45 protein-coding genes and 1 tRNA gene are annotated in these 24,928 nt (G+C 60.6%); 35 read left to right on the forward strand and 11 right to left on the reverse strand.

The features are described from left to right. Positions 1-296: 296 nt before the first annotated feature. The 35 genes from ACZ63D_RS20275 (at position 297) to ACZ63D_RS20445 (ending at position 19,088) form a co-directional block, all read left to right on the forward strand. Positions 297-866, forward strand: coding sequence for a hypothetical protein (locus ACZ63D_RS20275; protein WP_465355858.1), 570 nt, complete (start codon positions 297-299; stop codon positions 864-866). 389 nt (positions 867-1,255) lie between these two features. Beyond that, complete coding sequence (locus ACZ63D_RS20280) at positions 1,256-1,555, forward strand: hypothetical protein (protein WP_465355859.1); 300 nt, start codon at positions 1,256-1,258, stop codon at positions 1,553-1,555. Between the two features lie 3 nt (positions 1,556-1,558). Continuing rightward, a complete protein-coding gene (locus ACZ63D_RS20285; RefSeq protein ID WP_465355860.1) occupies positions 1,559-1,900 on the forward strand; it encodes a hypothetical protein in 342 nt (113 codons plus the stop codon). Between the two features lie 464 nt (positions 1,901-2,364). Continuing rightward, positions 2,365-2,706: a hypothetical protein gene (locus ACZ63D_RS20290; protein WP_465355861.1), complete on the forward strand. Its 342-nt coding sequence runs from the start codon at positions 2,365-2,367 to the stop codon at positions 2,704-2,706. Positions 2,707-2,839: 133 nt separating this feature from the next. After that, the gene (locus ACZ63D_RS20295; RefSeq protein WP_465355862.1) at positions 2,840-3,136 is read left to right on the forward strand and encodes a WhiB family transcriptional regulator; all 297 of its coding nucleotides are present in this window, start codon (positions 2,840-2,842) and stop codon (positions 3,134-3,136) included. Further along, a complete protein-coding gene (locus ACZ63D_RS20300; RefSeq protein ID WP_465355863.1) occupies positions 3,133-3,468 on the forward strand; it encodes a hypothetical protein in 336 nt (111 codons plus the stop codon). The genes ACZ63D_RS20295 and ACZ63D_RS20300 overlap by 4 nt, the downstream gene beginning before the upstream one ends. Positions 3,469-3,706: 238 nt before the next feature. Beyond that, complete coding sequence (locus ACZ63D_RS20305; RefSeq protein ID WP_465355864.1) at positions 3,707-3,934, forward strand: hypothetical protein; 228 nt, start codon at positions 3,707-3,709, stop codon at positions 3,932-3,934. Then, a complete protein-coding gene (locus ACZ63D_RS20310; RefSeq protein WP_465355865.1) occupies positions 3,931-4,176 on the forward strand; it encodes a hypothetical protein in 246 nt (81 codons plus the stop codon). Before ACZ63D_RS20305 ends, ACZ63D_RS20310 begins: the two co-directional genes overlap by 4 nt. Then, positions 4,176-4,427 carry a hypothetical protein gene (locus ACZ63D_RS20315; RefSeq protein WP_465355866.1) on the forward strand — a complete coding sequence of 84 codons (252 nt, stop codon included), beginning with the start codon at positions 4,176-4,178 and terminating at the stop codon, positions 4,425-4,427. The genes ACZ63D_RS20310 and ACZ63D_RS20315 overlap by 1 nt, the downstream gene beginning before the upstream one ends. Continuing rightward, positions 4,399-4,809 (forward strand): hypothetical protein, encoded by a 411-nt coding sequence (locus ACZ63D_RS20320; protein ID WP_465355867.1) that lies wholly within the window; start codon positions 4,399-4,401, stop codon positions 4,807-4,809. The genes ACZ63D_RS20315 and ACZ63D_RS20320 overlap by 29 nt, the downstream gene beginning before the upstream one ends. Beyond that, positions 4,802-4,996 (forward strand): hypothetical protein, encoded by a 195-nt coding sequence (locus ACZ63D_RS20325; protein WP_465355868.1) that lies wholly within the window; start codon positions 4,802-4,804, stop codon positions 4,994-4,996. Before ACZ63D_RS20320 ends, ACZ63D_RS20325 begins: the two co-directional genes overlap by 8 nt. Continuing rightward, positions 4,972-5,250, forward strand: a complete 279-nt coding sequence (locus ACZ63D_RS20330) for a hypothetical protein (RefSeq protein WP_465355869.1) — start codon at positions 4,972-4,974, stop codon at positions 5,248-5,250. The genes ACZ63D_RS20325 and ACZ63D_RS20330 overlap by 25 nt, the downstream gene beginning before the upstream one ends. A 93-nt stretch (positions 5,251-5,343) precedes the next feature. After that, positions 5,344-5,628, forward strand: a complete 285-nt coding sequence (locus ACZ63D_RS20335) for a hypothetical protein (RefSeq protein WP_465355870.1) — start codon at positions 5,344-5,346, stop codon at positions 5,626-5,628. 265 nt (positions 5,629-5,893) lie between these two features. Then, complete coding sequence (locus tag ACZ63D_RS20340) at positions 5,894-6,115, forward strand: hypothetical protein (protein WP_465355871.1); 222 nt, start codon at positions 5,894-5,896, stop codon at positions 6,113-6,115. Beyond that, positions 6,115-6,879, forward strand: a complete 765-nt coding sequence (locus ACZ63D_RS20345) for a hypothetical protein (protein ID WP_465355872.1) — start codon at positions 6,115-6,117, stop codon at positions 6,877-6,879. Before ACZ63D_RS20340 ends, ACZ63D_RS20345 begins: the two co-directional genes overlap by 1 nt. Next, positions 6,876-7,220 carry a hypothetical protein gene (locus ACZ63D_RS20350; RefSeq protein ID WP_465355873.1) on the forward strand — a complete coding sequence of 115 codons (345 nt, stop codon included), beginning with the start codon at positions 6,876-6,878 and terminating at the stop codon, positions 7,218-7,220. The genes ACZ63D_RS20345 and ACZ63D_RS20350 overlap by 4 nt, the downstream gene beginning before the upstream one ends. 20 nt (positions 7,221-7,240) lie before the next feature. Continuing rightward, on the forward strand, positions 7,241-7,549 hold the full coding sequence (locus tag ACZ63D_RS20355) for a hypothetical protein (protein ID WP_465355874.1): 309 nt from the start codon (positions 7,241-7,243) through the stop codon (positions 7,547-7,549). Beyond that, positions 7,542-8,027 (forward strand): hypothetical protein, encoded by a 486-nt coding sequence (locus tag ACZ63D_RS20360; protein ID WP_465355875.1) that lies wholly within the window; start codon positions 7,542-7,544, stop codon positions 8,025-8,027. Before ACZ63D_RS20355 ends, ACZ63D_RS20360 begins: the two co-directional genes overlap by 8 nt. 31 nt (positions 8,028-8,058) lie before the next feature. After that, a complete protein-coding gene (locus ACZ63D_RS20365; RefSeq protein ID WP_465355876.1) occupies positions 8,059-8,802 on the forward strand; it encodes a DUF7873 family protein in 744 nt (247 codons plus the stop codon). A 236-nt stretch (positions 8,803-9,038) separates the two neighbouring features. Then, positions 9,039-9,110: transfer RNA gene (locus ACZ63D_RS20370), tRNA-Asp, on the forward strand. A gap of 547 nt (positions 9,111-9,657) precedes the next feature. Beyond that, entirely contained in the window at positions 9,658-9,903 is a 246-nt protein-coding gene (locus ACZ63D_RS20375) for a hypothetical protein (protein WP_465355877.1), read from the forward strand. Between the two features lie 228 nt (positions 9,904-10,131). After that, complete coding sequence (locus ACZ63D_RS20380; RefSeq protein WP_465355878.1) at positions 10,132-10,443, forward strand: hypothetical protein; 312 nt, start codon at positions 10,132-10,134, stop codon at positions 10,441-10,443. Positions 10,444-10,448: 5 nt separating this feature from the next. Then, positions 10,449-10,640: a hypothetical protein gene (locus ACZ63D_RS20385; RefSeq protein ID WP_465355879.1), complete on the forward strand. Its 192-nt coding sequence runs from the start codon at positions 10,449-10,451 to the stop codon at positions 10,638-10,640. A gap of 60 nt (positions 10,641-10,700) precedes the next feature. Next, positions 10,701-11,003, forward strand: coding sequence for a hypothetical protein (locus tag ACZ63D_RS20390; protein WP_465355880.1), 303 nt, complete (start codon positions 10,701-10,703; stop codon positions 11,001-11,003). Positions 11,004-11,010: 7 nt separating this feature from the next. Next, positions 11,011-11,454, forward strand: coding sequence for a DUF3310 domain-containing protein (locus ACZ63D_RS20395; protein ID WP_465355881.1), 444 nt, complete (start codon positions 11,011-11,013; stop codon positions 11,452-11,454). Between the two features lie 16 nt (positions 11,455-11,470). Next, positions 11,471-11,836: a hypothetical protein gene (locus tag ACZ63D_RS20400; RefSeq protein ID WP_465355882.1), complete on the forward strand. Its 366-nt coding sequence runs from the start codon at positions 11,471-11,473 to the stop codon at positions 11,834-11,836. Continuing rightward, a complete protein-coding gene (locus ACZ63D_RS20405) occupies positions 11,833-12,210 on the forward strand; it encodes a hypothetical protein (protein ID WP_465355883.1) in 378 nt (125 codons plus the stop codon). The genes ACZ63D_RS20400 and ACZ63D_RS20405 overlap by 4 nt, the downstream gene beginning before the upstream one ends. A 97-nt stretch (positions 12,211-12,307) precedes the next feature. Next, positions 12,308-13,141, forward strand: coding sequence for a hypothetical protein (locus ACZ63D_RS20410; protein ID WP_465355884.1), 834 nt, complete (start codon positions 12,308-12,310; stop codon positions 13,139-13,141). A gap of 37 nt (positions 13,142-13,178) precedes the next feature. Further along, on the forward strand, positions 13,179-13,508 hold the full coding sequence (locus tag ACZ63D_RS20415) for a hypothetical protein (RefSeq protein ID WP_465355885.1): 330 nt from the start codon (positions 13,179-13,181) through the stop codon (positions 13,506-13,508). A gap of 12 nt (positions 13,509-13,520) precedes the next feature. Continuing rightward, the gene (locus ACZ63D_RS20420) at positions 13,521-14,300 is read left to right on the forward strand and encodes a hypothetical protein (RefSeq protein ID WP_465355886.1); all 780 of its coding nucleotides are present in this window, start codon (positions 13,521-13,523) and stop codon (positions 14,298-14,300) included. 143 nt (positions 14,301-14,443) lie between these two features. Continuing rightward, complete coding sequence (locus tag ACZ63D_RS20425) at positions 14,444-16,708, forward strand: AAA family ATPase (RefSeq protein ID WP_465355887.1); 2,265 nt, start codon at positions 14,444-14,446, stop codon at positions 16,706-16,708. Between the two features lie 359 nt (positions 16,709-17,067). Next, complete coding sequence (locus ACZ63D_RS20430) at positions 17,068-17,412, forward strand: hypothetical protein (RefSeq protein ID WP_465355888.1); 345 nt, start codon at positions 17,068-17,070, stop codon at positions 17,410-17,412. A 9-nt stretch (positions 17,413-17,421) separates the two neighbouring features. Next, positions 17,422-17,775, forward strand: a complete 354-nt coding sequence (locus ACZ63D_RS20435; RefSeq protein WP_465355889.1) for a hypothetical protein — start codon at positions 17,422-17,424, stop codon at positions 17,773-17,775. Positions 17,776-17,880: 105 nt separating this feature from the next. Beyond that, the gene (locus ACZ63D_RS20440; RefSeq protein ID WP_465355890.1) at positions 17,881-18,552 is read left to right on the forward strand and encodes a DUF7340 domain-containing protein; all 672 of its coding nucleotides are present in this window, start codon (positions 17,881-17,883) and stop codon (positions 18,550-18,552) included. A gap of 203 nt (positions 18,553-18,755) precedes the next feature. Then, positions 18,756-19,088, forward strand: a complete 333-nt coding sequence (locus ACZ63D_RS20445) for an HNH endonuclease (protein WP_465355891.1) — start codon at positions 18,756-18,758, stop codon at positions 19,086-19,088. A 41-nt stretch (positions 19,089-19,129) separates the two neighbouring features. On the opposite strand, the gene ACZ63D_RS20450 is transcribed toward ACZ63D_RS20445, so the two are convergent. The 11 genes from ACZ63D_RS20450 to ACZ63D_RS20500 all read right to left on the reverse strand — a co-directional run bounded on the left by ACZ63D_RS20450 (position 19,130) and on the right by ACZ63D_RS20500 (position 23,682). Continuing rightward, positions 19,130-19,417, reverse strand: a complete 288-nt coding sequence (locus ACZ63D_RS20450) for a hypothetical protein (protein ID WP_465355892.1) — start codon at positions 19,415-19,417, stop codon at positions 19,130-19,132. 25 nt (positions 19,418-19,442) lie between these two features. Then, a complete protein-coding gene (locus ACZ63D_RS20455) occupies positions 19,443-20,144 on the reverse strand; it encodes a hypothetical protein (RefSeq protein ID WP_465355893.1) in 702 nt (233 codons plus the stop codon). Then, complete coding sequence (locus ACZ63D_RS20460; RefSeq protein WP_465355894.1) at positions 20,141-20,362, reverse strand: hypothetical protein; 222 nt, start codon at positions 20,360-20,362, stop codon at positions 20,141-20,143. The genes ACZ63D_RS20455 and ACZ63D_RS20460 overlap by 4 nt, the downstream gene beginning before the upstream one ends. Before the next feature lie 80 nt (positions 20,363-20,442). Next, positions 20,443-20,658, reverse strand: coding sequence for a hypothetical protein (locus ACZ63D_RS20465; protein ID WP_465355895.1), 216 nt, complete (start codon positions 20,656-20,658; stop codon positions 20,443-20,445). Positions 20,659-20,664: 6 nt separating this feature from the next. Then, on the reverse strand, positions 20,665-21,063 hold the full coding sequence (locus ACZ63D_RS20470) for a hypothetical protein (protein WP_465355896.1): 399 nt from the start codon (positions 21,061-21,063) through the stop codon (positions 20,665-20,667). Positions 21,064-21,171: 108 nt separating this feature from the next. After that, positions 21,172-21,390: a hypothetical protein gene (locus ACZ63D_RS20475; protein WP_465355897.1), complete on the reverse strand. Its 219-nt coding sequence runs from the start codon at positions 21,388-21,390 to the stop codon at positions 21,172-21,174. Beyond that, positions 21,383-21,550 (reverse strand): hypothetical protein, encoded by a 168-nt coding sequence (locus ACZ63D_RS20480; RefSeq protein WP_465355898.1) that lies wholly within the window; start codon positions 21,548-21,550, stop codon positions 21,383-21,385. Before ACZ63D_RS20480 ends, ACZ63D_RS20475 begins: the two co-directional genes overlap by 8 nt. A 254-nt stretch (positions 21,551-21,804) precedes the next feature. Beyond that, entirely contained in the window at positions 21,805-22,053 is a 249-nt protein-coding gene (locus tag ACZ63D_RS20485) for a hypothetical protein (protein ID WP_465355899.1), read from the reverse strand. Further along, positions 22,050-22,379 (reverse strand): hypothetical protein, encoded by a 330-nt coding sequence (locus ACZ63D_RS20490; protein ID WP_465355900.1) that lies wholly within the window; start codon positions 22,377-22,379, stop codon positions 22,050-22,052. The genes ACZ63D_RS20485 and ACZ63D_RS20490 overlap by 4 nt, the downstream gene beginning before the upstream one ends. Then, a complete protein-coding gene (locus tag ACZ63D_RS20495) occupies positions 22,379-22,606 on the reverse strand; it encodes a hypothetical protein (RefSeq protein ID WP_465355901.1) in 228 nt (75 codons plus the stop codon). Before ACZ63D_RS20495 ends, ACZ63D_RS20490 begins: the two co-directional genes overlap by 1 nt. After that, entirely contained in the window at positions 22,603-23,682 is a 1,080-nt protein-coding gene (locus ACZ63D_RS20500; RefSeq protein ID WP_465355902.1) for a DUF3631 domain-containing protein, read from the reverse strand. Before ACZ63D_RS20500 ends, ACZ63D_RS20495 begins: the two co-directional genes overlap by 4 nt. Between the last annotated feature and the right edge of the window lie 1,246 nt (positions 23,683-24,928).

Consider the following 24,928-nt stretch of genomic DNA (forward strand, 5'->3'; position numbering starts at 1 on the left):
GTACACACGGATGTAGCCGTGTCCCTGTGCGTCCTGAACCCCACAGGCTTGTTCTTCGACGAGCAATGCCTCTACGGCAACCACGCGGGCGAACCGATGCAGGGCGGCACATGGCATTGGCCGGAGAGAACTTAGCGGAGTGATCCGCCGCTAGGGATTCCAGCCAGGAATCCGATTGGATCAATGGCAGCGACCGGAATGGTGTCCGGGGAGATCCCGGAACGGGCTTAACTCCGGCCCTTGTGAAACAAACGGTCGCTGCCATTTTTTCATACCCAAGAAAGGAAAGCACGACTATGAGCATAAACGTCCCTCTGCTCAGAACCGTACTCGATCAGATCACCAACCACCCCGAGACGTGGCAGCAGGATCAGTGGGCCATGAAATTCGCGTGTGGCACCGCATACTGCGTTGCCGGGCACGCCGCTGCGATGACCGGGCATGAATTCCACTTCGAGGGCGGAGGGGAAGCAGGCGGACCGGTTTACAAATGGGCGAAAGTCACGACCGATAACCGGGAAATCGAAGAGGTTGCTCGGGAAGCCCTGGGTCTCGACCAACACTCCGCAGTGGTGCTGTTCGATGCTGACAACAAAATGCACGACATTTGGCAGATCGCGAACGTCATCACGAACGGGGAGATCGAGGTTCCGGAACGGTTCGCAGAACCGAAGTCAACCAACGCGGCCGAGCTGGATGCGTGCTACCAGCGCGTGAAGGAGATCGAACAGGCGATTCAGGATCAGCTGGCCGCTGCCGTGCTGAATCCGCTTTCGGCGTTCGGTGTCGTGGACGGCACGCGTGTGACCGAAGGAATGATCACCGTGCCGCGAGCTGAGTCCGAACGGGTAGCCGTCTCCGCCTGAATCCATCTTCGTGGCCAAGTCGCAGGTAACACCGAGCAGGACACCGTTTCATCCGGCGGGGGCAGCGCACAACTCCGTAAGCGGAAAGCAGAGAGCGACTGGACGGGCTCGGGGCCACATTCATTATTCGACACGAGGGAACCATCATTGCGCATCAAGAATCTCATCATCCGCAGCGATGATCAGGCTGAGCTGGTCAGGCTTCGCGAAGATTACCGGGACTACTGCGGACACGACACGCAGCTGATTCCCGGCCGCTTGACCGTTTTCGCTGTCCCTCGTAGCGCTCGTAAGAGAAACCACAAGAAGGTCAAAACTTACACGGGAGCCGCCACGTGACGAATTATCGGCAAGTTCAAGACGCGTTAGCGCGAGGGGCCGACCCCGCGATGATCTGCATGACCTGCCCGTGGGATCGATTCTGCATCCAGCCGCCGGAGATGACGCAGGAGGACGTTCAGAAGCAGATCGAAGAGGCGCGGGCAGTCGACGAGAAGGACGCGCGCGAGGCCGAGCTGACGGGAGCCGCCGGAGGATCGTTTCCGGTGACGTCGTTGATGACGACGATGTTGCTCAGCGGGCGGGACACGTCGGCAAAGATCTGCCCGGTGTTGGCCACGCGCCTGCGCGGTGGCGACGGCAAGGCGGTTGTCGATCTCGTCCGGAATTACATGCAGAAAGCGAGTTAGCCGATGGTCAACGTTCCGTTGCTCCGTAAGGTGCTGGAACACATCACCGAGCATCGAGAAGTGTGGGATCAGGGAGTCTGGGGGAAGCGCACGCCTTGCGGGACGACGGCATGCCTTGCCGGGCACACAGTGCTCATGACCGGACATGCGCTGCTGTACGGTCATGACGGCGAGGCTGCATTGACCGCTGAGGGAGAGCCCGTTGCGGCGGTGGCGGAACGGGAACTCGGAATTAGGTTCGCGGATGCCCTGATGTTGTTCTACAGCGGGAATACCTTGTCTCACCTGTGGTGCATGGCCAACGAGCTGACCAATGGCGAGATTGAGATTCCGGAAGGAATTTAGTAAGGCTCGGAAGTCAACCGTTATCTATCAGGCGGAGGCTGAAGGTTCCGATAATGCGTCGCGGCGGGCTCGGAACATATCAGTCGAGGTGCGATTCCTCTGGCTTCCACGGGGGACGGGAAAGCGGATCGTAGACGCATGCGTGTCGCTCGTCTTGGCGGCCGAGCGGCGTGAGGGACGGCTCATGCAGGCTCTCCGCTTTCCCGTCCCTGCTCCACCAAAGGGGACGACATGAAGATCTCCATTCGGAGATGTGCAGGCAATCCGGACGGCCTGCGCTGGAATAGATACCCCGGTTGGAAATGGCGTTGTCCGTGCTGCAATACGGGAGGCCGGGTCTCGACCTGGTCAAGTTATCCGCAGCGAGCACCAGCGTTCGACCGAGTAATAACAAACGTCGACAAGCACCTGCGCGAACGGCATCGAAACGAGCACTTCGCTTATGTGCTCCGGGAGCAAGAAGAATGACTTCAGATGGTGCGCTGTTCACGGAGCCGGAGCCGCAGAAGGTCTCACTCTCGGTTCACTTCGGCACCTACGAATACCGCATGGTGAAGGGCTCCAAGGTCAGCTATCGCAAGAAGGCCCTGACGAAATTCCACGCTTGCGAAGAGTGCGCCTATCTTCAGCATGAAAGCCGAGGAAAATTTGGCCCGAAGCGGGCTGTGCGCGTCCAGCGGCTAGGTCCCGGAGTCTGCGAGCGATGCCCAGACAAGAAAGAGCATCCGGTGCATATAGATCTTTGCCACGAGCATGCACAGCTGTGGCGGGAGCGTGATATCGATGATGTGCGGTCCAGCAGTTAGCAAGACTTACGATCGCTGCAAGAACGGCCACGATCTGACCCCAGCGAACACGTACTCAACCGGCTTATATGAAAACAACTGCCGTCGCTGCCGGGAGGACGCTGCACACAACCGATCCCTTCTTCAGAACGTCGTGAACGAGTCCATTCAGCATGACGTCGAATGGAAGCGCCACGGGCTGTGCATCAACTATCCGGCAGAGAATCCCGATCCGGACTTTATGTTCGTAGAACGCGGGCAGCCTGTGATGCAACAGCGAAAATTGTGCGAACAGTGCCCGGTGCGAGCCGAATGCCTGCTCGCTGGAATGTTCGAAGAGTACGGCATCTGGGGCGGATACAGCACCAAGGAACGCAGGCGCATGCGCAACCACTTGAACGAGATCCCGTGGGACCTTCTCGGAAGCTTGGATAACGTTAGGGCGGCATGAGCAAAAAAGAGATCACCGAGGAAGTCGAGTGTAACGACCTCGAAGCCTATTTCACGGCATACAAGCAGGCCAAGGCGCTTGAGGCGAAGTGGAAGGCAAATGCCGACCAGCTCAAGGAGCAATTGCGGGAGGCGCTGATCGAGCGCGCGACCACGGAGGTTCCACTTCCTGGCGAAAGCAGAACCCTGCACGCCACGGTCAACGGCAAACGCGTCGCGACTTATACCGAGTACGAACAGCGCTATTTCGACAAGACAAAGTTCGGCGAAAACCATGCCGACCTCGTTGAGCAATACACGTTCTTACGACCGCAGAGCAGGTTTGCCGTATGAGCAAGGGGCAGCGATACCGCGTCATGCGGGCACAGGCCGTCAAGCGAAAGAGGGAGATCCAGGTCGCGCACGAGTGCGATATCGAGAGCAAAGGACGCCTGTTTCGTTGTTCAGTCTGTGGCTTCTGGTGGCAGCGTACGAAAGCTGTCGTGAGGAAAGAAATCGCTGACAACGACAAGGCCCTGCCTGCCATGTGGATTCGACTCAACCGGCGCGAACGACGGAGGTTGATGCACGCATGAGGCTCACGCCCGGCCAGCTGGACAAGCTGTGCGGCGGGACCCCGCCGTACGAAGGAAAGTGTCCCGAGTGCAGCCGCAAGGTTGGTCCGTACTACCTGCGGGAGAACGCGGTAGACGCGCTGGCGGAGCATCTGCGCTGGCGGCATGAGTATGCCTGGAACAACTCGCGTGGCGTGAGTTCGGCCTGTGTCGGCCGTAAACGGCGAGCGGGGAAGATCGCGTGAGCGAAACCGATATTCAGACGTTCGACCAGCTGATCATGCCCGGCTGGGTTCCCGGTCAGGAGATGCCGTCCGACGCCCGAATCGTGCTCGGATACTGGCGCGCGCAGGCGGCCAATTGGGCACAGGCGCACCATGATCTGTTGCGCGACTACGACACTTTGACCCTTCGCTTGTGCCAAGCATTCGGCGATGATTGGCAGTCAAAAGTTGAGAAAGCCCTAGCACGCAAGGTGAAATCCTGATGAGCGAAGACGCCTGGAGGCCGTACTTCGAGCGGAAGAAGCCTGGCGCATGCGGGAAGCTCACGTACGACGACGTTTTCATGCCTCCGAAAGAAAGCACCAAGAGCACACCCGAGGAGCGGCACAAGGCAGCGCGCACAGTGGCATCGATGGCCCGCGACGCGGCAGACTGCGCACTCCTCCTGGACGTACTGGGATTGGAAGCGAGTGAAGGAAAATCCGTTGCCGACGCAGCAGATGCGGAAGGTTGACTTCGCATCCAGCGGTTACGACGACCAACCCGCGCGAACGTCCGATGTGGACAGCGCGAACCTGGTCACCTCCGAGGTTGCCGGATCACTGTTCCTCCACAAGCCGGTGCTTGACCTCGACATGCCCGCGAAGCTCATCCCGTCGAGCACCGAGGGGCACTTCCATCTCTTTATAGACAAAGAAATTCCTTGGGACGACTATGCGGTTCTCCTTCGCGCGCTGAGCCTCTGCGGGGTCATCGAGCCCGGTTATGCCAACGCGTCACTGGACCGTGGCTATACGGCTGTGCGCCTTCCCTGGATCAGGAAGGAGAAGAAGCCGAGTGAAGCCAAAGCCGAAGATCGAGAAACGGAACGGATCGTGGCAGATCCGTTTGCCTAGCTACGGCTTCGTCCTGCAAGAGAAGGTGTTCGGCGGTTTCAACAACTGGCGAGCAGCCATGAAGTTCGCCGCGTTCCTCGCGTCGAAGGAGCCGGGTTCGTCGGCGATCCAGTCTTCCGGCTACGACGTGACCGCGCGCGCGGCATACAACTGGGGTGAGTTATGGCCGATGAAGATCCAAGGCTGAGCGACAAAGTCGAGGTGACGACGCCACCTTGCATCTACTGCGGAAAAACATCAGTGATGGCGCTGCCGCGCAAAGGCGTCGAAGCATGGCAGCGCGACACACACGCGCAGTCTGCGTTTCCGGAGCTGAATGCAAGTCAGCGCGAGCTGCTGCTGACGGGAACCCACGAGGAGTGCTGGGACAAGATTTTTGAGGAGGCCGAAGATGGCGAAGAGGCAGAGGAAGTCGGCGCAGGCGTTGAGGGCACGGATTGATGCCTGGCAGCCGGTGGGCGCTAACGGCATGCGGTTCCATAAGCCAGGTTCGCAGAACCGCAAGAAGGGATTCGGGGCAAGGAGCGGGAAGCGGTGAAGGCAATGACGCGCAACGGTAGGTTCCTGCTTCTCGATTCTGTTTCGCTGGGGTTGCTCGTCGTCGGTCTTTTCGTTCCTCAGCGACTGGCCTGGCTGTGGACTGTCTGCAATGTGCTGGCGGCGGGAATTCTGGTTTCAATTGTCGTTCTTGAACACCGGCACAGGCAGCGGTTGCGGGCGGAAGAGTGGCGAAAGTTCGAGCAGAGGGTAGCGCAATGGCAGTCCGGATCGGACGAGTATTACGAGGAACTCCGAGACGAACGCGAAGATACCGACTGAGACGGCTCGCGAGCCGGGGGCGCTGCGAGATTCATGACCGCTGGGAATGGTGGTTCCGCTGGAGTTTTCGCGTCTGTGGCGAGTGCGGCCACGTCTGGCAGACCAGGTCAGCGTTTCGCTGGGACGTCCAGCAGATGGACGAAGAGATGCGGCGCGCGCTCGGTCCTCAGTGGGTTCGCACGAATCACCGGCATCTACCCTTCTGCCCGCATTGCACCCATGATTTTTGAAGGGGCCGCTTCCGTTGGCGAGAAGAAGAATGGTCGTGGACGGCATAGTTTCCCAGCTGGCGCAAGCTGACGAGGGTGGCGACGTCTACGTCCAGGAAATTGTCAGGCTGAAAGACGAAGAGCAGCAAATGCACGGCACTAAAGTCGGCGATTACTGGGAATGCAATTGCTACGACGCGATCGACCAGTGCGCGGGACTGCCGAACTGGAAATGGCCGACCAACGGGGCGCGGTGGACTGAGGATGTGATGTCCTGATGCCCGCGAACCTGATGGCGATGGGCAAGCCGCCGGAACACCCGCTAGCCAAGCCGGTCGAGGACATGATGCTGCTCCAGTACCGGCGCACGCCGCGCAATCTCCAGGTCGAGCTAGGCCCCTCCGAGATCGGCGAGCCGTGCACGCGCAAGCTGGCCATGAAGATCATGGGCGAGCCGGAGATCAACGAAGGAGATCCACTGCCGTCCATCGTGGGCACGGCCGCGCACAGTTGGATGGAAGCAGCTTGTAGACGCTGGAACGACCACATCGGGCGCATCGACTGGATAGCCGAGCTGGCCATCGAGATCGAACCGGGCCTCATCGGGCACTCTGATGTGTACCACGTGCCTACGCAGACCGTGGTGGACTGGAAGTTCCCCGGTGCCGAGCCGATGCGGGAGTACCGCGCCAACGGACCGAGCGAGCTGTACCGCGTCCAGGCCCACACGTACGGCAAGGGCTGGCGGAAGCTCGGTTTGCCGGTGCGCGAAGTGGCGATCGTGTTCTTCCCTCGCGGTGGTCGCCTGTACGGCAAATACGGCCGCCTCATCTGGAGCGAACCCTATGACGAGTCCATCGCGGACCGTGCGATTGAGCGACGGTACTGGGTGACCGAGCAGTGCATGGTGCTCGACGTCGAGAACCACCCGGAGAGATACGCGGCCTTTCACATGGACCGTGGCGAGCACTGCCGCTACTGCGATTGGTGGAAGCCCGGCGAGGACACCGGAAAGACGTGTCCGGGATGGACGGAGCAATGAGCGAACTCGACAGCCTCGCCGAGGCCATTCACGATGCGCTCTGCCTGTGCAGGGACGCTCCCACGGGCCTGACCATCCGCGACCGCGATGCACGACTGGCAGCCGATTCGGTCGTCGCCGCAGGATGGCGTCCCGTGCAGGATCGGCTGGACGAGATCAGGAACGTGCTGTCCGAGTGGGACGGCTACGACGTCGCTGTCGCATTCGACACGCTGACGAAAATTCAAGCGGTGACTGATCGCCCGGAGGCTTCGGCTCTCCGGATTTTGTCCGAAGCGAGATCCACGTTTCCGAATGCGGAGATCGCAGTCTTCAGCGACGGCAAAAGAATCGACGGATAGAAAGCAGGGGAGCAACCCTTATGTCAGAGGTGGAATCGCTGGTAGCGCTGATCCCCGAGGAGCCTCCGGTGAACTCGGTTGTGCTCGACCGGCATGAGGTGGCATGGCAGCGCGTCCCCGCCACCACACCGTTCGCTTCGGTGGGTGGCGGCCTGTGGAAACGCGTCGAACATCCGGGCTTCTTTCGATTGCAGGACAACGGTCACACGCTCCCGTTCCCGATGCTGCTGGCCAGTCGCGGACCGGTCAAAGTGATTCATCGGGCAGGGCGCACGGAAGTCAAGGGCGATCCTGGAGGCAAGCACTCCAAAGAGGAGACTCATGGATGAGGACAGTCTGAGCGGCCTCGAAGAGGAAGTGCAGAAGACTTTCATTCTCCACCTCATCAAGTACGTGCTGGTCACTTGGCTGAGCATTGTCGTCCAACTCGGACTGATCGTCGGCCTTTGGACAGTGGCCTACATCGGTGCCTTCTCCATGGAAGGCAGCTTGAAGTGGACAGCGATCGCCGTGCTGGGCACGTGTTCCATCCTCAACCTGTTGTGGATGTATATCGCATTCTGCACGCGGAAGAGATGGACAAAAACGCCGCGATGGGCATGGATGATTCAGGTGGTGAGGCGGCTCATTCTTTTCCCGTCTGGCGTGTTCGCTTTCCCGACGCTCGTCGTCGGAATCATCGTCATGTCTGCGTGGCTGATGATCGACGGGGCGATGCTCTTCCTGAGCAGGAAGACACTTCATCGCAGCAAGGAGATAGTCGAATTCGTCCAGAACAAGGACGAACCAAGAACGTGGGAAGTCTGAACATCGGCCTGCGGGCCAGAAGGGAATAGAAGTGACCAAGCTCAACCAAATTTTGGCTGTCGAGAAGGACGCCAAGGCGCACGGCCAGCGCGCGCTGACGAACGCGTACCAGCGGTTCCAGACGACTCCGCTGCTGAGCGGGGTGGCGCGCACCTACACGCCGAAGGACGACGACGGGGACCAGTTGCCGCCGGAAGGCACGCTGGTCCAGATTCGCGTCTCGGATGAGCTTGCGGCGCTGGGGGACCGCCTCGCCAGGATGTACGACGTGGTTGCCACCAAGGAGCACGGCAACCTGAAGGCGAACGCCGACATCAAGCTGGAGGACGGCACGGTGATCGTAAAAGATGCTCCGATCCAGTTGATCCTGTTCCTGGAGAAGCAGCTGAACGACATCTTCACCATGGTGCGGAAGCTGCCGATTCTCGACCCCTCCGAGCGGTGGCACTTCGACATGGAGAAGGGCTGCTACGCCACTGATCCTTCTCAAACGTCGAAGACGAAGAAGGTGCGGCGCAACCACGTGCTCGCACCGGCGACCGAGCATCACCCGGCGCAGGTCGAGATGTACCACGAAGACGTGACCGTGGGCACCTGGACCACGACCAAGTATTCCGGAGCGCTACCGGTGGCCAAGGTCGCGGAGATGCTGGAGCGGGTGGAGGCATTGCAGAAGGCCGTGAAGCTCGCCCGCGAGGAGGCCAACAGCATTGCCGTGGACCAGAAACACGTCGGCCGGGCGGTAATGGAGTATCTCTTTTCACCGAGCGCGTGAGAGACTGGCCTGGAGATTGACGGGGTTGCTCCCCGCTCAGGCAGGGTTGCGCACAGGGCTCATTCGATCCGCCTGTGCGCTTCCCTGCTCGTTCCGACGAGCAACCAGTAGCCTGCTGACATCAGCAACGCATGTTGGCCTTACTCATGCAATGTCTCTCCATGATGTTCCGAGCTAGAGAGAAACATAGTCATCAGGTGAACGCTAGAGGTCGAGGACGTGGGGCCTCTAGTCAAGCGGATGTAGCTCAACGGTAGAGCGTTGGCCTGTCGAGCCAGTGGTTGCGGGTTCAAGTCCCGTCATTCGCGCTCCCTCGAAAGAGGGTTGGGTGCATGCTCAGTGTCAGTGTCATGTTCAGTGTTATCGGACGGACGAATATCGCAGTCAGTTCCAGGTTCGAATCCTGGCGGGCTCTCCAATCATGAGCCCGTAGCCCAATTGGCAGAGGCGTGCGACGCGTTCCGGACCGCTCATGTTATTGCCCAATTTTCAGTATTGTCACGGGAGTGCATATCGATCGTCTGCTGGCGAAACTTGTTAAGATGCCGGTTCGAGTCCGGCCGGTGGCTCCAAAAACCCAAAACCCCCCTTGTGTGAACTTTGGAAACCTCGTGCCACCGTGGTGCAATGGAAGCACGTACAGTTGTCATCGCTGACCGGCAGACTTAAACGCCGATGCATCCACGAGAATCGTGACGGGAACTGGTATAGCTCAATTGGCAGAGCGACAGTCTTGAAAACTGTTTGTTGCTGGTTCGATTCCAGCTACCTACACATCCCTTTGGCGGGGGTCGCCGGATATGCGGCCCCCGCCTTCTTTACCTCTCCTAATGGAACTATGCAAGGAGCAGCCCCGTGGAGGCTGGATCGAAAGACAAGCCCAGTACGTACGACTTCGACGTCATGTACACGTTTTTGGGCGAGCATTACACGCAGCGCGTGCGAGCCAATCGTTACCGAAGTGGAAGCGCGGTGTCCGGCGAGGACATGTTCATCCAGTTCATCAACTCCGAAGGCGAGTGCGTTTACACGGTCCACAAGAACTGCCTGATCTACATCGAACGCCTCAACTCCGGCAGCAGAGACGGCGTCAGGCGGTAGCGATGTTCGCCATGGCGTGGCTGTTCATCATCGTCCAGGCGTCACTTCGGAACGCATTCGAGCGGGTCCTGAGACGGCGCAGAGTGTACGCCCTGTTCTGGTTGGAGCCGAACGGCTCGCCGGGGGTGTTCGTGTGCCGGAGATACGAGACGCTGAAGGACCAGAGAGTCTATCTCCAGCTGACGGGTGCGCAGTATTGGGTCGAGCGCGTCACGGTGTCGCGGTGACATGGAAGACCCGCGTTCCTTCGTGGAAGAAACCTTGGGCGTGGAGTTGACTGCCTGGCTTGAACACGTGCTGGCGATAGGTCCCTGGCCCAATTCGCCGAGGTTTGAGATGACCGTGGACGGCATTCGCTCAGTCGGTCCGCGCAGCGAAGATCCAGACTCCGATGACGTTCCCGGCTGCTATGCGGGGCCGATATTCGAAGTCATCGAAGACCTCATGCCGGGCGCGCAGTCCCACATGAGATGCGACAGAGAAGTCGACGAAGTCGAATGGCTTCTTCAAGGAGAAATCACCTTCATAGAACAGGAGTGACGAGAATGACCACGCAGCCGATGGAACTTCTTGCTTCGGGCATCCGGGCGCATGGTGAATACCGGTTCTTGATGCAGGCTGAGATCAGCGTGTGCGAGCACGGACATGTGACAGTTTTCGTGACCGCAGCACTGGCCGGACCTGGCATCGCAAGAGCGATCGGCTTTCCTCTCGTCACGACGAGTCTGGATAAGTGATGGTCGCGGCGACGCCACCCTAGCGAGTAACCATCTGGAACGCGGAGAAAGAGGTGGTCTGTGACTTCCGCAGCAATTGCGCATTTCCCGCTCGATCTTGCTAATGCGGCAAAACAAGGAATGATCAACGCCAAGACGGCAGGTCAGTACGCCGACAGCGTGAGCATCGCAGGCAACATTGACTATTTCGTTCGGGCGGGCATGGCTGAGGTATTTCGGAGGCTCGCGCAACATCAAGAGGAATTGGTTATCGGGTTCAATCGAGCGGGGGACAACGTGAACGCAGATGCCTGCGCGTCGAAGCAGGCGCAATACCTCGCCTGGGCGACATCCCTCGACAATAACAACCCGGTACCTAGTTGAGGCAGCAATGACGACACTGATCAGCAGCACCAATGCATTCGGGTTCATTCTTCCGAAGGGCATCAGGTTCTTGTGGGTCAACGGGGAGACGCTGGCTTTCAGGTGCTCTCAGTGCGGCAAGGATTTCAAATACATCGTAGAGAATCCTGTACGGTACGACCCGCGCATCGGCAGGATTCTGAGTCACGTCGAGCACAAGCATTTCGAGGTGCGTGAGCCGCACGGCCACACTGCCGACAAGGGGCATGACCCCGTGCACCATCCGAAGCACTACACCAGCCATCCCTCAGGCGTCGAGTGCATTCAGATCACCGAGCATATGGCTTTCAATACCGGGAACGCGGTCAAGTACATCTGGCGTGCCGACCTGAAGGGCAACGCGGTCGAAGACCTGAAGAAGGCGCGCTTCTACCTAGATAGAGAAATCGCAAGGCGCGAGAGCGCAAAATAGCAGGGGAGCAACCCTTATGAAGACGGAAGTCAAGAAGCTGTGGACGGACGCGCTTCGCAACGGTGAGTACAAGCAGACGCGGGGCACGCTGCATCGAACGGTGTCACAGGGAGGTGATTACCCGGTCGGATTCTGCTGCCTCGGCGTCCTGTGCGATCTGGCGGTCAAGAACGGCGTGGACGTAGCTGCAAACGACCACACCAAATGCTGTGGCCTGGTCATGTACGCCTATACCGGGGCGACTCTTCCTGAGCAGGTCGTGCAATGGGCGGGGCTGAAATCGAGCGACCCGGCTGTCGACGGACACAATCTGAGTTCCTGGAATGACATCAAAGGAGCGGACTTCAACCAGATCGCAGACCTGATCGAGGAGCACCTGTGAACCCTGACGTGAAGGCGAAATGGCTGGAGGCCCTCCGCAGCGGCGAATACCCGCAGACTAAAGGCGTGCTGCATCGCATCGACGACGAATCACCGGTGCGCACGGCTGGCTATTGTTGCCTTGGCGTCTTGTGCGATCTGGCGGTCAAGGCCGGAGTGATCGAGTCCGAACCGATCAGTTCTTATACGGCAAGTGAACACCAGATCATGTCCTATGCGGATTGCACTCAATTCGTTCCGGTGAAGGTGCAGGAATGGGCTGGACTCCGGTCGGAGAGTCCGCTTATCAATGGGGATGTTTCCCTGGTCGGCTTGAACGACAACGAGGGCAAGACGTTCCCGGAGATCGCCGAATTGATCGAGGAGCATCTGTAGTGATCTGGGTGATTCTCGCGGGCCTGCTCGCGCTAGTCGGCATCGGCGCATTCGTCTCGGTGATGAGTAGTCCCATCGTCCCGAAAGGAAAATCGAAGTGACTGAATTCCCTCACCCGTTGCGGCTTGCAGTCGGGAGCCATCAGGCTGGCTCCGGCCGAGGCTGCGCGATGAACGTTATCAGCTACGAGAACGGCGACACGGAAATCACGGACTACCCCTCGTGTTCCGCGCGTCCGCTCGCAGTCCTGGTCCAGTCGGTCAACGACACAATCTGCACACATGCGAATCCGGCAGAGCAGCCCCAGTTGAAGGCCAGGTTGCTCTGCCCATCGTGCTCGATGACTGTCCTCGATCTGGGTCACGCTACGGTGGGCACGTCCGACTACTCGCCTGCGATGGTTCGGCGATGGATGCGCGAACTGCTCGTTGCTCCGGTTCATGGCTTGCTGGCGAACATTCCGGCTCCGCCACCTGATTCGGGAAGCTACTTCGGATCGTTGTCGGTCGTTCCTTCGACTATTTCGCGGATCGCTAACATGCTGGCGGAGGATAGTAAAAGCACCGACGATACGGCATGGCTCAATGTGTACGATTACGCGTATTCGCTCGCTTCGAAGCTCAGCCTCTTCCAGCCGTACAGCTCTGCGATTGTCGAATCCTACGCGCTCTCGTGTGCGGCCCGTGCCGCATATGCAATGCGGGAGTTCGAACGCGGAGATGCGAAGGAATCGGCGATCAGTCAGGCGGCTGCCGCGTCGTATGCCAACGCGGTGAAGGCGGCGGCGTGGAACGATTCATCGTTCCGGTTGGAGCACGCACGCTGGGCGATCTCCGAATGGCATCGCCTCGCCGAGACGCAGCCGGTGGAGACTCCCGCCGAGATCACGGTGGCGGCCGTTGAACGCATGTCCGTCGTGAGTGGCACCTGAACCATTTTATGCGGAGTGATCGAAGAAGACGGGAACCATGGCACCAGCACACTACGATCGAGTTTCCCCGGTCTATCCGCCCGATCTCTTCGCGGAGAAGACGGTTGAGACCGACGAGACCGAAGTTTTAGGCAAGAAGCTCGACGAGGAGCGCGACAAGCTTGAGCGTCGAGTCTACGGAAAGACCGACGGCTTCATGAAGGAGCTGAAATCGGAACTCCGTTCCATCGACACTCATATCGACTATCACAAAGCGCTCATCGACGAACTGGTGAACGCGAGGAAATTCCTATCCAGCGCTCTCCAGTGGCAGAAGGCTGATGACATGCCGATGCCGGAGAACGAGGCCGCGCATCCCGCGCGGTGAGAAAGGAACTCAATGTCGGGTAACGACCTCTTGATGGGAGGCGGACAGTCGTTCGCCTTCGACAACATCGGCGACGGGTTCGTGGACGCGCTGGTGACGAACATCAGCGACGAGCAGCAGGCCACTGACCTCGACACCGGGGAGCCCCGTTTCTGGGACCCGGCGAAGACGCGGCCGGTACTCCAGACCGTACTGACGATCGTGCTCCCGCAGAACCAGCGCAGCGATCCGAACGACGACGGCCAGAGGTTGCTTTTCGTTCAGGCGGGCAGCAACCGCCAGCGTGCGATCGCGCAGGCCGTGCGCGCCACGGGCAGCCAGTCGTTCGACGTCGGGTGCCTGCTCTCGATGCACTACACGGGAGACGGGGAGAAGAAGACCAAGGGCAAGAACGCGCCGAAGATGTACACCGCGTCCTACCGGCCCCCGCAGTCGTCGGGCCAGTCGGCGATCATGGGGCAACCGGAGCAGGCTCAGCCGACTCCGGTGCAGCAGTGGCAGCAGAACCCGGGGCAGTTCCAGTCGGCACAGCCTCCGGCGCAGCAGTACCAGCAGCCGCAGCAGTACGCGCAGGGAGGCCATGTCCAGCCTGCTGCGGTTGTCGCGCAACAGGTTCCGGTCGCTCCGCCGGTCACTCAGCCGGTGGTGACGCAGCAGCTTCCCGCGTCGCCGCAGGTTCCGCTCCAGCAGGCCCCGCCCGCGCCCGCGCCGGAGCAGCTCGACATCAGCCACCTTCCGCCGGAGGTCCAAGAGCTGATTCGTCGCCAGCAGGGCACCGCACCGCAGCAGTAAAGCCGATCCAACTGGGACAGAGCCCCCGATCAGCGAGTGTTCACGCGCTTGTCTGATCGGGGGCCTTCTTTTTTGCCCAACGAATTTGCACATGCAACTGTGCATTGGGAGGCATCGCGTTGACGGAGATATTCAGCGCTGCCATGGGTTGGCGTGACGCGGGATGCGCGGTGATACCCGTGCGGGTGGACGGGTCGAAGGCTCCGCTGCACAAGGACTGGCCGGAGACTCGCGCGACGGAAGAGCAGATCGAGAAGTGGTTCGGATCGGAGCATGCCTATGCGCTCGGGGTGATCTGCGGTTCGGCGAGCGGGCAGCTGGAGATGCTGGAGTTCGAAGGGCGCGCAGTCGCCGAGGGGATCTTCGAGCAGTTCACCGCGAGGGTGCGGGACGCGGGAATCGGCGAGACGTTTAAACGCGTCATCGGCGGCTACTGCGAACTCTCGCCCTCCGGCGGCCTGCACCTGTTCTATCGCGTCGACGGAGAGGTGGACGGCAACACGAAGCTCGCGCAGCGAGAGGCCCGCGACGAGGAGCTGACCGGGGACGAGCAGGACGTCCTGACCCGCACCGGCAAGCGTGCACTGCGGGTGTTGATCGAGACGCGCGGCGAGCACGGTCAGGTGGTGGTCGCGCCGACGCCGGGCACGGCGCACGAGAGCGGCAGGCCGTGGAAAGTCATGGCCGGAGCGCCGGGCAGCATCGCGTCGATCACGCCGGACGAGCGCGATCGGCTGCATTCGGTGGCCCGTTCACTGGACGCGCGGCCTGTTCGCCATCTCCCGGACCCGTTTAAACGCTCCGAACAGCTGCCAGAAGGCGAACAGCATCCGGGGGAGGACTACAACGCGCGCGCCGACTGGGCCTCGATCCTGGAGCCCGCCGGATGGACGCGGGTATGGCAGGCCGGGGAGCGCACGTACTGGCGGCGGCCGGGGAAGCGGCACGGGATCTCGGCCGTCACCGGCGGGGGAGGGGAGAACTTCCTCTACGTCTGGTCGACGAGCACCGAGCTGCCTGCCGAGACGGCGATGAGCCCCTGGCGGGTGTACGCGAAGCTCTGGCACGCGGAGGACTATTCCGCGGCAGCGCGGGAGCTGCGCGCGCTGGGCTACGGCTCGGTGCGGCCGGACTGGGAGACGCCCGCGCTGGATCTGTTCCGACCGGGCTCGCTTCCGCCCGCGCTGTCCGGTCCTGCCACGCCAGCGGCCCCGGGATCGCCGCTCCAGGACGTTTCTGGACAGCGTTACGAAACCCCTGGAACCGAAAACCCCCCCGGGGTGGACATTCCGAATGCCGATGATCTTGTCGAGCGCCGGATCGATGCCTTGGCCGACTTCGAGCTTCTCAAGCTCAAGGCTCGCGACCGGGCGCGGCGGAGGTACAAGGCGGAGAGCCTCGCGGCGGGCGCGGGATTCGCCAGCGTGCGCCTCGACACGCTCATGGAAGAGCCGGACAAGCCGCAGAAGTACGTGATCGAGGGATTGTGGCCGGAAGGCTCCCGCGTGCTGCTCGCGGCGCAGTACAAGGCCGGGAAGACCACGCTCACCGGGAATCTCATCCGCTGCCTGGTGGACCAGGGCGGCTTCCTGGAGTCGTTCGAGGTGCACCGGCCGATGCGCGTCGGCCTGATTGACACCGAGATGACGCGGGACATGATCAAGCTCTGGCTTCACGAACAGGGCATCGAGAACGCGGCCTCGGTGGAGGTGTACGCCATGCGGGGACAGGTCTCCGTGCTGGACATCCTGGACGATGCGACGCGTACGGATATGGCGGCGACGCTGGAGCGGGCTCGCCTTGACGTGCTCATCCTGGATTGCCTGCGACCGGTGCTCGATTCACTGGGACTCGCCGAGGACAAGGACGCGGGCAAGTTTCTCGTGTACTTCGACGAGCTGCTGAAGCAATCGGGAATCGACAACGGCATGGTCGTGCACCACATGGGACATCAGCAAGAGCGGTCGCGAGGAGACTCCCGCATCAGGGATTGGCCGGACGTGGAATGGAAACTCGTCCGCGAAACCGACGACCCGTCCTCCACACGGTTCTTCTCGGCATTCGGCCGGGATGTGCATGTGGAGGAAAGCGAAGTCTTCTACAACTCCGCCAACCGGCATCTGAGCCTGGTCGGCGGCAGTCGCACCGCGAAAAAGCAGGACGACATGTGGAAGGCCATCAAGGAAGTGCTGGACGAATTTCCCGAAGGAGTCTCCAAAAACGCGCTCGTCACTGCGGTGTACGACGGGTCGAACGTGGGAGGCAGAGCCAAAATCAAGGAAGCCGTCACGGCATACGTTTCGAGCGGACGGCTCAAGGAGCAGCGAAAAGGAAATTCGGCCACCTCGCCCAAGATCATCACGCTGTCGGATCGCCGGTCGGGCGGGTTCTTCGATCCGGGCTCTTAGTCAGCTTGGTCGGCAACTTGGTCGGCCGCATTGACCAAGCAGCGACCTGCGGAAAAGCCGCTAGCTTGGTCGGCGGCCGACAATGGCTCGACCAAGATTCACCCAAATGGGCTTAGTCACTTGGTCAGAGCTTGGTTGGTCAGTGCTTAGTCAGAGCCCCCTAAAGGGGGTGCTCACTGACCAAGAGAAACCAAGGCCGCTTGGTCGGCCGAACTGACCAAGTGACGGGACCTGGTCTCATCGAGAGGGTTGCGCGCATGGGAGCCGTGCATTTGATTTCGCGAAGACCGACATGTCGATCCTGTCCCCGATGCGGATGCCTCATGTTCACAGGGGTGGACGAAGGAGTGCCGTACAGGGTGGACGTCATTCCGCTCAGCCTCAACGGAGAGATAGCAGCGTGGATGACCGGGAGGAGGCTGTACGCCAAGCACGGCCACTACATCTGCTATCGCGACAAGGGAAGAATGGCGCTTGACGAGAAATACGCCCGCCCGCCCGTGTTCGCGAACCATCGGTGCGGGGCCTCGCTCGCCGAAGCCATCGATGTAGGCCACGCCGCAGCGGTCGCTGCATTCGTAGAGTTGATATCCACGCATCCGCCGGAGGAAGTGGATGACACGGAAGAACAAGCTTTGTACCTGATCGGTGATCTGCTGAAGGGCAGAATCATCGAACGTTATCGCGGCGACGCGCCGTTTTGAGGATAAGCATTGACCAATCACAGGAAGCATCGCGGGATACACACGCAGACCCTCATTGCCGAAGACCTGAGACAATCCGGCATCTACCCGTACGCGACGGACGTCGGAGCAGGTCGAACAGGACAGGACATCCTCAACACGCCGGGTGCTTCGATCGAAGTCAAGGCGCGTTCCGATTTCCAGCCAGTCGCGGCGCTCCGGCAGGCGACCGCGAATGCCGGAGCGGGGGACACGCCCATCGTGGTGTGCAGGATGAACGGGCAAGGACCGGCGTGCATTGACCAATGGGTGGCATTCATGACGTGGGGCGAAGTGAAGGAATACCTGCGATGGAAGAGTCAGCAAACGCTCAGCGATGCGTGAGCCCGTGGTGCGACAAGGCAAAGCACTCCTTCACTTGCAAACGCGTCGCCATTCAGTCCTTGGAGTTCTGCTGCGAAATGTGCCAGGGGTTTTGGTATGACAAATATGCATCGGGACAACCTGCTCCGAAGCCTCCGCGCGCAAATACATGCGAGCGTTGCGGAACTGATCGAACCTGCGATTGTCCGTCAGATCGACGAGGATGGGATTGAACGCGGCTTCATTCGGCTTCCCTCTCAACTCGCGCAGCTGCGCATCGCCATTCGCACGAAGCTGGCGAAGATCGACGGAGGTGCCTCCGGGTTCAAGGGGAAGCTTCCCATCCATGTGGACGCTCTCGACCTGTACGAGGAGATCCGCGCAGAGTGGGGAGATCCCCCGGAGTCGTCTTTGCACCGGTTGACCGTCGAGTGCGAAACATGGGACGACGAAGCACTGTTGCGGGAACAGGCGCGCGGAGTCCAGCGATTGTCTGCCAGCATCGGCAACGTGCTCGTTCCGCCGCGCAAATTCCACCTGCGCGACGGGCAGGGGCAGGCTGCCGCGTGCCCGGAGTGCGGCAAGCGCATGACCTCCCGGCCGGACGGCTCCGGGGAGGTGGTCCGCACGCCGACGCTCGCGGTGCATCCGAGCTTCGGAGCGGAATGCCTCGCCTGCGGCGCACGCTGGCCGCTGGAGCGCCTGGAATGGCTCGCGAGCGTCATCGGGCAAGCGGGCGGCTCTCAGCCGCTCTCAGGCGATCTGAGGGCCGATTTCCCGGAGTCCGACGCGGGCTAGCGTTACCGAACCGTGATCATGGATGGATGTGCGGGCTTGAGGCCCCGCAGTCGATGATCGACATTGTTCAACCACACGTGTCTCTTCTGCCGGGTTGCTCCCCTGCGAAAGCCGTGCTGGGTGGAGGGACGAGAGCCCCCGAGGGTCGAGCCGGAGTCGTGCCCGGTTCCCCTCGGGGGATCTCGCATGTCCGGGGAGCGCACATGGACCGTCGCGGACGCAGCGGGAGGCCCTTTCGGCGCGCGGCGGCGCGCTGCTATGCCGAAGAGCGCGTGTGCTGGATCTGCGGGCAGCCGGTCGACCAACTGCTGCCGGTCGGGCATCCGCTGGCGCGCACCGCCGACCACCTGATCGGACTGGCGCACGGAGGCCCACCGGCGGCACGCGGGAATCTCCGCTTGGCGCACAACAAATGCAACGCCGCACGCGGGAATCGCATCCGCGCCGTGCCGATCGAGGAATGCGCCTGCCGACTCAACCGGCCGTGCGCGCGCCTGAGCGATGCGTTCGTGAGCGTGAACGCATCGCTCATCTAGTTGTGGCATTCCATGAGGTTGATGGCACGCGTCGCAGCTAACTACGGACAACGCTGTACTTCGCGCTCTTCGTGAGGCCGGTCCTTGAAGGGGTAGAGGGGCTCAATCAACGAGGGCGGTGTGGTGATGCCGTAATTCGGAAGCTTGTCCTCCCGCACGATGGCTGCCTCAGCGGCATCGTCCTTGTCTCCGACAAGATAGCTGTAGTACCCGGGGCAATATGTGAACCGCTCGATCACGCGGGCCGCGTCCTGGTTGCTCTTCCACCACTCCACTGCGGCGCGGCGCGAGGATTCGATACGCAATACGCCCTTGTCCATGTCGCACACATACCAAAGCATGGCTATCTAGTCCTCAGAGTCCGAAGTCATCAATATCATCCCCTGCGGTTTTCGCATCTCCGTAATGCGCTTCGATCCACTCCTGTGCGTCCACCTCTGTGAACCTGCGAGCCCACACCGGAAAGTCAGCCCAACGCGCCTTGATATCCATCGGGCCGCGCGTGCCTTGGCGCTCGATCGCAATAGACCCTTCGATGCGAGTACTCAGGCGGTTCATCGACCACGGGCCATTGCCGTTCCTGTCGAAGGCAACCACGATAAACTCTGGTACGAAAGACGGTCCGTTCTCGCATTCGACTTCATCCATCCGAGTGGAGAGCCAGAACCGGACGAGGACATGGTCCCCATTGTCGTCGGCGGTGTGCCGATGAGAGGCGGTGTAGAAGATCCGACCCTCGTCGCGTCGCTTCAGCGCGCTCGCGTATTCGAGCAACGCGCTCGCGAGGTCCATAATCTCCGCATAGCGGAGTGAATCGTTGGCAGCGGTCAGGATCTCCAGCAGCTCTTCTTCGAGGAGCTTGTTCCACCCGAGCTTGCCTTGCGCGCGCTGAAGCGCATCCTCGCTGCGTACCCGGGCGAGCATCCGCAGGTACTCAAGCCGTTGCTCTTCCGGAGCGTCGCCGCCGATGTCCGGAAGATCGTTCTCGCCAAACCGCGCGCGAAGCGAACGCGCCTTCCGTGCCGCGTCAGCCTCCGGGCTGATGTCGTCCGTCATTCTTTCTTCGCCTCCGTCGGTGCCGGGTGCTGCCCTAATAGTTCGCTGATGCGGTCGCGGACTTTTCCGAGTTGTTCGCGACTCATGGTGATGTGCACGATGCGGCTGACTCTGCGGCGGTCCGAGACCTCTAGTGCCTGAAACTCAAAGTCTTGGCCGTCTTCGTCCACTCTGAATTGCGACATATCCATGAACACGCTGTCATTCTCGAATACCATCGGATTGCTCTCCTTTCCAGATGTGGCGACCGGCGCGGAGGGGTCGCTCCCTCGCGCCGGTCGCACAAGCCGTCTTGCGGTTACTCAGGCTTCTCTTGAAGATCTTCTAAACCTTGAGCGGCGTCCAGAATGGTTTCAATCCACGCCTCGACCTCATCTGCGCGGGCGGATTCCTGCCACTTCTCAGAGCGATCGTCCCACGTTGCGCGATGCTCTTCCGCTTCTTCGTTAAGGGCGCTGACCGTCTGCTCTATGAGGCTCATCGTGCTCTTGCTCAATTTGAACTGTCGTGCCACTGTGCTTCAGCTTTCTTTTGAGTAGAGGTCCGGAGTGATGTCGATGCCGTGCTCTGCGGGGTTCCACGGCTCTTCGGTCCAACCCTTGTCTCCGCAGAACTTCCGCACGAAGTGCAGCGCGTACGTGTACGACCAGTCTCCTTCGGTGCGCTCGTCGGAGAAGTAGAACGATCCGTTGCCGTTGTCTTCCACTCCCGGAACTGCGATCTCGTCCCGCACGTAGTCCGCGAGATCTTCGTCGTTCTCGTCGAGGTCGATGACTGGCGTGGCGTCGTTGCGCGAGTCCAGAAGTTCTGTGCGCGACCATTGCGGGTCGATCCAGCCGTGCTTCTCTTCGTAGTCGTTTTTCCTGTCTCCGGTGCGCTTGACCGCCGTCGCGGTCAGGAACGCGAAGATGTGTCCCATTGTTTGTGCCTTTCTGTTCGTGTCCTTGCCGACGTGCCCGGCGGGGGAGTCGGACCCCCGCTGCGACCATCCGGGCTCCTTGTTGCTCATGTAGTAACGTTCCGTCTCTCAATCCTCTTCCATGTCGATCGGTTCCGTGTATCGAGCTTCCAGCAGCTTGATTTGCTCGATGACCGCCTTGAGACGGCTGGACAGTTCTGCGACTGCCACCGGGCCGTCTGGGGTCGGCGGAAGCAGGCGGCTTTGGTAGCGCGCCAACGATTGGAGAGACCATCGGATATTCGCCAGTTCAACGGTGAGGTGCCGGACCTCCTGTGCTTCACTCATCTCTCGCACCTTGGTCAACGTTTAACTCTTGCTCAAGAATGGTCGCTGCGGCGCACAGCCCGTTTTTCACTGTGTTACCTTTGATGTCCTCAGCTTTCTTCCTCAAGAAGTCCGCCATCTCCGGGATAGCCGCCACGGCTTGGGCTGACAGCTCGCTCATCTGTTCTCCTTGCTGATAAATTGTTGCGCGCGCGTGCGGATCGTGTCCTGGTCCAGTGTCACGGTTTTGTTCTGATCCATTCGTTTCCCCTTCTCTGCGCAATTTGCCAACGTACCCGGCAGGGGAGTCGAACCCCTGCTGCGACCATCCGGGCCACCGATCAGTATGCGAGAAACCACCGAGAGTCAAGCTTCCCCTGTGACCGCAGTGTGTCAAGAATTCGATCGAGTTCTTTGGTTGTCACTCTTGCGCGGTCAATAGTTCTCGATTCCGCCAGGGTATTCTTCTGAGTGGTAGACATCTTTGCCTTGGTCGAATCCATTTGCGAAAGCTCCCTTTCCTGCTGAATACGCCTCTTCCTCAGTCTGCTGGGCGATGCCGAGGTAGTCGTTCTCTGCCCAGTGGTATCCAGCATTGAATCCCTTGCGGGCTTGCTCTCTCATCTCGCCAGTCCATCCGCATGCGTCCAGCCACTTGGCCACATCGAACGATCGCTCTGTCACTTCGCTTCCTTTCGTTCTTGCTCACTTGAGGCAATCCTTCGAAGCGATTCGTTGTAGGCTTTAGCCGTCTTGACCGCATTCTCTAGGGCTTGCACTTGCGGGTTGTCACTGTCTATGCGTTCGAGCAAGGTGTCAGCTACATGTCTGCTCTTGCCGTCGTGGTCAAACTGTACATAAGGAAACGAGTGCCAGTCGTTCCCTTCCGAAGGAAGCGATTTGATCGTCCCGTCGCCGAAGACGCCGCTTTCATCGCGGATCGCGCGGACACGGGTGCCGACGTCGAGCTTGCGCCCGCGCCGGTCCGTGTAGTTGCCGTTGCCGTCCATCAGTAATTGCTTTCGCGGACGACGTCCTGAGTTTCTTCCTTGCCGGATTCGCGCCACCATTCGTCTGCGGCGTCTTTGGCTTTTTCGATCGTGAGAATCGGCTCGCCTTGGTTGAACGCGTTGACTTCCGAATCCAGGAGGTAGACGCTGAACGTCTGTCCTCCGCTCCAGCCGATGCGGTAAGATCCGTCCGTTAGGACGATCACCTCTTCCACCTTGTCGCTCACTTCGCTTCCTTCCATGCTTGCTCGAACGCCTCACGTTTGTATGCCCGGGTGGGCTTGCCTGCCATCCTTACTGTAGTCGCTGCGATGCCGTACTCGGCGAGGATGCGTGCCATATCGCGTGAGCTGAATGTTTGCTGCCATGCCGACTCCGACAGGGCGTGTAAACGGTCTACGAGAACGCCGGGCGTGGCAGCATCCTCGGTGAACACGATGCGCAGGTCACGCAGCAATTGGGTGCCGATCGAGACCGGTGCGTCGGTCGTCGTGAGTCGTACAGCCGCCCGGCGAGCACGCTCGGACCACTCCGGCCCGGCAAGGTCGGCAATGGCCACCAGCGGTTCCCAGACGTCCGCGTTGCGGTCGGACACGGGAAGCTCCGGGTATGCGGTGAACAACGCGTTCTCGGCGATGCTGGCCCACGCTTCCGCTGCCTTGCATGCGGACGCGAGACCTTCCGCCGCGTACTTCGCGCGGAACGGCAAAACCTCCGGATCGCCCTCTCGGCGCTTGCGCATGACGACTTCCACACTGCGCGTAGCGATCGTCTCCGGCAAGCGTCCGATGCCCGCCAGTGCGACTGGCGCGAATACGTGGAACTGTTTCACGTCCTCGGTGCCGACTGCGCGCGGCACGGACGCTCCGACGCGGTGACCAGCGTTGAGAATGCTGCGCAGTTGCCGGTGAGCGCTGCCGGAACCAGCCTTGCCGAAAACCGTATCCGCTTCGTCGATCAGAATAGTCGGATTGCCGTTCTCGATCAGCCGCCACAACACCACCGGCGTGAGGTCCACGGCGTTGACCGGGTTGGGCACCAGCCGTTCCAGGATGTCCAGCACGCGCGACTTGCCCGAACCGGGTTCCTTGCTGCGGATGCTCAGTCGCGGAGTGGTGTCGAACGCGCGGAATGCGTGCGCGTGCAACGTCCACAGCACGACCGCGTCACGTGCTTCCGGCGACGGAAACACGATGTACTTGTCGAATTGCTCGCCGACCGCGTCCAGCGCGTGACGCGTGAACTCGGCTAGCGTTTCGGACAGCAACGCTTCCGTCTTGTCCGTTGCGCCAGTCTTGGCCATAGCTAACCCCTTCCTAATCTCGCGTTACGCGTTACCGCGTTACGTTTCCCTTGCCGACGTGCCCGGCGGGGGAGTCGGACCCCCGCTGCGACCATCCGGGCGACCTTCTACTTCTCTGCGATTGGCACGGAATCCGTGCTCTCTCCAGTGACGTACGAGACCTTGGTTCCATCTTCCCACCGGAGGGTGATCCTTCCGTCTGTCGACAGATGGATCTTCGGAAGCGGCCCCCGCGCTTGCGCGGCCATGAGATCTCGCGCGAACTCGATCATGCCTTGCTCGCCGGTCAGTTCCGTCTCAGACATGGGAGTGATTCGCGTGACCATTCTCGATTCCCTTCGTGATCTTGCAGCGGTATGCCGAGTGCATCTTATGCCTCGGCACGACGTGCCCGGCGGGGGAGTCGAACCCCCGCAGCGACCATCCGGGCAACCATCCTTTACCACTCAACTTCGATCATCTGATCTAGCCGATACGAGCGTCTTACTCGACGACCGTTCTTCACTGCGGTAACTCGCACCCGCTCCCGTCCGATAAATACTCGAACGATGATCGCGCCGTCTGCTAGGGCGAAGGCACCGGCAATATTTCGAGCGGCTACCTTCTCCGTAGCGGACACCTAACGCTCACCCCACGTTTGATCATTCTCGCTTTCCTGAATGAGATACACGCTGGGACGTCGGGGTATCGTACCGTCTGTTTTGGTCTCGCGCTTGCGCAATTCGTGCCAGATCGCGCCTCTTGCGACCAGTTTCGGGGCCGCCATGGATTTAGGAACGGACACGCGCCACTGACCGAACCCGTCCGTCCACGTCTTGACGCGTCCGGACGAGATGAGTTCCTCAAATTTTTCTGCGTTGTATCTCATGATCGGAAATACCTTTCGTTGTGCCTGCCCTTGCCGACGTGCCCGGCGGGGGAGTCGAACCCCCGCTACGACCATCCAGGCGACCGTGCCTTAACCGATAGCGCGAAGCGTTGCGAAGTAGAGCGTTTCGTACACGTGAACTGCCGTGACGAGATTTGCGAACGCGAGACTAGTGTCCACGCCAGTTCGCCTACTCGCTTCCAGTGCGTCCATATAAAGGTAGTACGCGTCATGTCTTATTTGGTTTGCAAGATCGCGCATCTCGCGAATTTCTTCGTATGAGGGCATGGTACCCCTTCCGTTGTGCCTGCCTTGCCGACGTGCCCGGCGGGGGAGTCGGACCCCCGCTGCGACCATCCGGGCCACCGTGATTAGTGC

It is taken from the genome of Amycolatopsis sp. NPDC104775 (genome assembly GCF_055583325.1).